The following is a 4,289-nucleotide window of genomic DNA, read 5'->3' on the forward strand; positions in this document are numbered from 1 at the left end:
GGATAAAGATGCCATCGCCGAGGAAGCCGTACAGCTGGCCGAACGCAGCGGGATAATTTTTATTGATGAACTCGACAAGATCTGTACGTCGGAAGAAGGCGGCAGTCGGGGTGGTGATGTCAGCCGCCAGGGGGTGCAGCGCGACCTGCTGCCAATCGTGGAAGGCACGACCGTGCAGACCCGCAGCGGTTCGGTGAAAACCGATTACATGCTGTTCATCGCGGCTGGGGCCTTTCATCGGACAAAGCCTTCCGATCTGATGCCGGAACTGCAGGGACGTTTTCCGATTCGTGTCGAACTGCAGGAACTGACACGCGATGACTTCCTCAGGATTCTGACCGAGCCGACCAGTTCGATTACCATGCAGTACCAGGCTCTACTGGATACGGAAGGCGTGAAGATCAAGTTCGAACAGGATGGTCTGGAAGAGCTGGCAAAAATTGCGTTTGAAGTGAATCAGACGACGCAGAATATCGGTGCCCGCCGTCTGCATACGATTCTGGAACGTCTGCTGGAAGAAGTCAGCTTTGAAGCCCCTGATCTCAAAACGAAAAAGATTGTGATCGATGCGGCGTATGTGCAACAGAAACTGCATTCGATTGTTGAAGATGAAGATCTCAGCAAATTCATTCTGTAAGCTGTGATGGTGCTGATAAAAAAAACTCCCCGATCCTGTTTGAATCGGGGAGTTTTTATTTTGCATTGTCTCAAATCAGCCGGGATTAAAACTCGCCAACCACATTTCCATCGCTGATCTTTCCGAGGTTTTCGTACGTCGTGCCGTCGATATTCTCACTGAGGAAACGGACGCCACCATCGCCGAGGAGAAAGTGGGCACCGCCGGTATGCTGGCTGCTGAAGGCCCAGGCCAATGTCCCGTTGATAAGGGAGCCGGGATGGTTTTCGGTTTTCCAGACGACGGATGCGGTTTTGCCGTTATCGTAGTAACCCACCCAGATGCCCCCATTGTAAGTGGTTGAGCCCACGCGTCCCCGGGCGGTTTCGCCAATCAACACCGTATTACTGGCTCCATCGGTCAAATCACGAAGCCGCGTATTGCTGTTGGACCAGAAAGAGCCATTACCCCCGGCAGCATTATGCGGGCTGGTGTTGATCGAGGTGCCAATTCCGCGGCTGCCATAATTGGCTTTGTAGTTGGACGTGGCGTGTCCGCCCCGATCAGAATTCAACTGGCTGCCCGTATCAGAAGGGCAGCGAAACAGGGGAATCGTAGTTTTGGATTCCGTCGAGGGAGTCACGACCAGGTGTGTGCTTTTTACATTCAAAGCATTATACATGTTGGCCTGATCGATGAAGGGGAGCAGCATGGTGCCCCAGCCCCAGCCTGGTCTGCAGCCACTGGGACTGCTCACACTGGGCTGACAGGAAGCCGAGGTGGAAGGTTGTACCCAGCCGGGAGGAAAACAGCGGTGCGTTTCATGGTAATTGTGCAGCGCCAGTCCGATCTGTTTCACGTTATTCTTGCAGGTACTGCGGCGGGCGGCTTCGCGCGCCTGTTGCACGGCCGGCAGTAATAAAGCGATGAGGATAGCGATAATTGCGATCACTACAAGTAGTTCAATCAGGGTGAAACCGGTTCTGGGGACCAGTCCGGATTTGCTCCGAGGCTGCATCTTGACTCTCCAGTCGTTAAAATTGTGAATAAGATTAAAATAGAATGCACGCACGGATGCCTGCACATGATAGACTGCGGGTGTGCTGGTACTCTTTTCGTGAGTCGATATCAATGAATACCGATGTGAAAAAATTGGAAGCGGGTTGCCGAACGGATTTCAACTCTGCAACACCGGCGTTCCAGTGTTGAATACCGAAAGGACAGGGAATCTCACGCAGAAAATATTTCTTTGTCAAGATTGTCGCTGAATATCTGACTGTCCGGGTACATTGCAGAAAAAACGGCAGTCAGTTTTGTAGAGTGACTGAACATTCCTTTCAACTGAGGACGGTTTTTACAACAGGAGGTTCCAAAGCATGAATGAAGACTGGGAATCAGACGATGATGCAGATTACCCTGACGAATCGGAGTTCGATGAGGAAACTTCAACCATCGAATGCTCTCATTGTGGAGCAGAAGTGTATGAAGAAGCGCCTGCCTGTCCTGTCTGTGGGGAATATCTCGGCGTAAATACCCATCCCTTCAGCGAGCGGCCCCGCTGGTGGATCTTGCTGGGGACCCTGGGTGTGATTGCCACCATTCTGGCTCTCGTTTTTCTTAACTGACGTAAATCAATAGAAACAGCTAGAGCGCATCACATTTAACCATAGCGTCTCTCAATCTGATATACTCGGGCCAAATGCCCTGGAGACGTTACAGTAAAACTGGATACAGTCTAAATGAACCTGCTTCGTATCATTCTGGGATCCCGCTCACCCCGACGCCAGGAACTGCTCTCACAACTGCTGCCAGAAACCGTCATCGAAGTAGTACCCCCCGCCGATCCGGAGGAGCCGGGCTTCGAAGATCTGCACGACCGGGATGCGATTCACCGGCAACTGATTTCCATCTGCACTGCAAAAAATGAGGATGTCTTTCAGCAGAGACACGCTGATACATCGGTCCCGATTTTAACCGCAGATACAATCGGTATCGCGAAACGGGAATCTGGTGATCTGGTCGTGCTGGGACAGCCTCCGGATCAACCGGACTGGCAGGAGACTGTTAAGCAGTGGTTCCTGGAAGACTATGCAGGTAAAACACACCTGGTGCTGACGGGGGTCTGCCTGAGACATCATCAGCGGGTGCTGACTCAAATTGCAGAGACTCAGGTCACCTTTTACGATCAGGAGTATGTACGGGCGCGACTGGACTGGTATCTTTCGACGCAGGAATCGCTCGGCAAAGCAGGGGGATATGCGATTCAGGGAGCGGGAAGTATTTTTGTGAAACGCATTGAAGGCAGCCTGTCAAATGTTGTAGGATTGCCCCTGGAAACTGTGTTCGAAATGTTGAATCGTTAACAAACCGTATCACTCAAGAATTCAAAAACTGCTTATGTCAATGATTCAATGGACTACCACGGAAGCGCCGGAAATTCAGATCGGGGATCGGGTGCTCGCCTCACGTTATTTCCTGTCACCACTGGCCGGATATACGCAGCATGCCTTTCGGGTTGCCATACGTGAACTGGGGGGCGTGGGGCTCTGTACGACGGACCTGGTACTCGCTTCGCATCTACTGTCAGGCAGTCGCAAATCGAAGGCGCTGCTGACGACTTCTCCGGCTGACCGGCCCCTGACGATTCAGATCTTTGGTGGCATCACAGCCGAACTGGTTGCCGCTGCCCGCTGGCTGGAACAACATGGTTACGCGGCCGTCGATCTGAATATGGGCTGTCCCATGGCCAAAATTAACGGCAACGGTGGAGGCGCACGCATCATGTGCAGCCCGGATGCCGCCTGCCAGATGGTCGCGGAAGTGGTCGACGCAGTTTCAATCCCGGTGACGGTCAAAATGCGACTGGGCTGGGATCGTGATTCGATTACCGCGCCGCTGCTGGCACGGGAATTTGAGCAGGCAGGCGTGGCAGCGATTACCGTTCACGGACGCACCCGCAATCAGGGATTTGGTGGAACCGTGGATCTGGAGGGAATCAGGCAGACAGTCGAAGCCGTGCAGCATATTCCCGTCATTGGAAACGGTGATGTCTGTACGGTCGAGGATGCCTTTCACATGCGGCAGCAGACCGGCTGTGAAGCCGTCTCCATCGGCCGAGGTGCCATGCTGGATCCCTGGATCTTTCGCAAGATCGCACAGGCAGTTCGTGGTGAAGAACCAGTCTCCGAGCCGACCCGGGAAGAGCAGATCCAGTTCCTGGAACGCCACTTCAGTCTGATGTTTGCACAGCATGAACTGTATGGCTGCCGTCTCATCCGCAAGTTTGTCGCCTGGTATGGAGTCCGCCTGGGAATCCCGGAAGATCTGGAAGACCGATTACGAAGACTGGAGTCAGACGAGGAATTTCAGGAAATCGTTGATCAGATCCGCCTGCGTCACGGCGAGCGGGAATCATCGGTTCCCACCGCATTGATCAAAACGCCAAATGGTCCGGTCGAACGCTGGTAAAATAAATAGTCCGTAAAAAAACAGCCTCCTGAAATCTTTCAGAGAGGCTGTTTGTATTGCTGCTACAGGTAACAGATGATATTCAAGTAAAACTATTCACGAATATCGTTGCCACCGGCATTGTTGATGTCCAGTCCCAGGTCCAGCAGGAACCAGTCATCGCCACGGGCGACGGCACCGTATAACTGATCGAGTTCGCCATCAT

5 protein-coding genes are annotated in these 4,289 nt (G+C 52.9%); 4 read left to right on the forward strand and 1 reads right to left on the reverse strand.

The annotated features are described in order from the left end of the window. Positions 1 to 637 (forward strand): AAA family ATPase (locus tag AACZ40_RS28265; RefSeq protein WP_339676949.1); only part of this gene is annotated, 637 nt, incomplete at its 5' end. A gap of 85 nt (positions 638 to 722) precedes the next feature. Here the strand turns inward: AACZ40_RS28265 and AACZ40_RS28270 are convergent. Beyond that, entirely contained in the window at positions 723 to 1,634 is a 912-nt protein-coding gene (locus tag AACZ40_RS28270; protein ID WP_291179942.1) for a DUF1559 domain-containing protein, read from the reverse strand. Between the two features lie 358 nt (positions 1,635 to 1,992). Between AACZ40_RS28270 and AACZ40_RS28275 the strand changes: the two genes are divergently transcribed. From AACZ40_RS28275 to AACZ40_RS28285, 3 genes are all read left to right on the forward strand, one after another. Next, positions 1,993 to 2,241: a zinc-ribbon domain-containing protein gene (locus AACZ40_RS28275; RefSeq protein ID WP_291179939.1), complete on the forward strand. Its 249-nt coding sequence runs from the start codon at positions 1,993 to 1,995 to the stop codon at positions 2,239 to 2,241. Between the two features lie 114 nt (positions 2,242 to 2,355). Next, positions 2,356 to 2,979, forward strand: a complete 624-nt coding sequence (locus tag AACZ40_RS28280; RefSeq protein WP_291179936.1) for a Maf family protein — start codon at positions 2,356 to 2,358, stop codon at positions 2,977 to 2,979. Between the two features lie 34 nt (positions 2,980 to 3,013). After that, positions 3,014 to 4,084: a tRNA-dihydrouridine synthase gene (locus AACZ40_RS28285; protein WP_291179933.1), complete on the forward strand. Its 1,071-nt coding sequence runs from the start codon at positions 3,014 to 3,016 to the stop codon at positions 4,082 to 4,084. Positions 4,085 to 4,289 lie beyond the last annotated feature (205 nt).

It is taken from the genome of uncultured Gimesia sp. (assembly GCF_963972345.1).
Taxonomy (GTDB): domain Bacteria; phylum Planctomycetota; class Planctomycetia; order Planctomycetales; family Planctomycetaceae; genus Gimesia.

What these genes read in the sequence shown, in the direction of transcription:
- AACZ40_RS28270 (WP_291179942.1), bottom strand. Translation starts at nt 1,634, where the DNA reads ATGCAGCCTCGGAGCAAATCCGGACTGGTCCCCAGAACCGGTTTCACC.
- AACZ40_RS28275 (WP_291179939.1), top strand. Translation starts at nt 1,993, where the DNA reads ATGAATGAAGACTGGGAATCAGACGATGATGCAGATTACCCTGACGAA.
- AACZ40_RS28280 (WP_291179936.1), top strand. Translation starts at nt 2,356, where the DNA reads ATGAACCTGCTTCGTATCATTCTGGGATCCCGCTCACCCCGACGCCAG.
- AACZ40_RS28285 (WP_291179933.1), top strand. Translation starts at nt 3,014, where the DNA reads ATGTCAATGATTCAATGGACTACCACGGAAGCGCCGGAAATTCAGATC.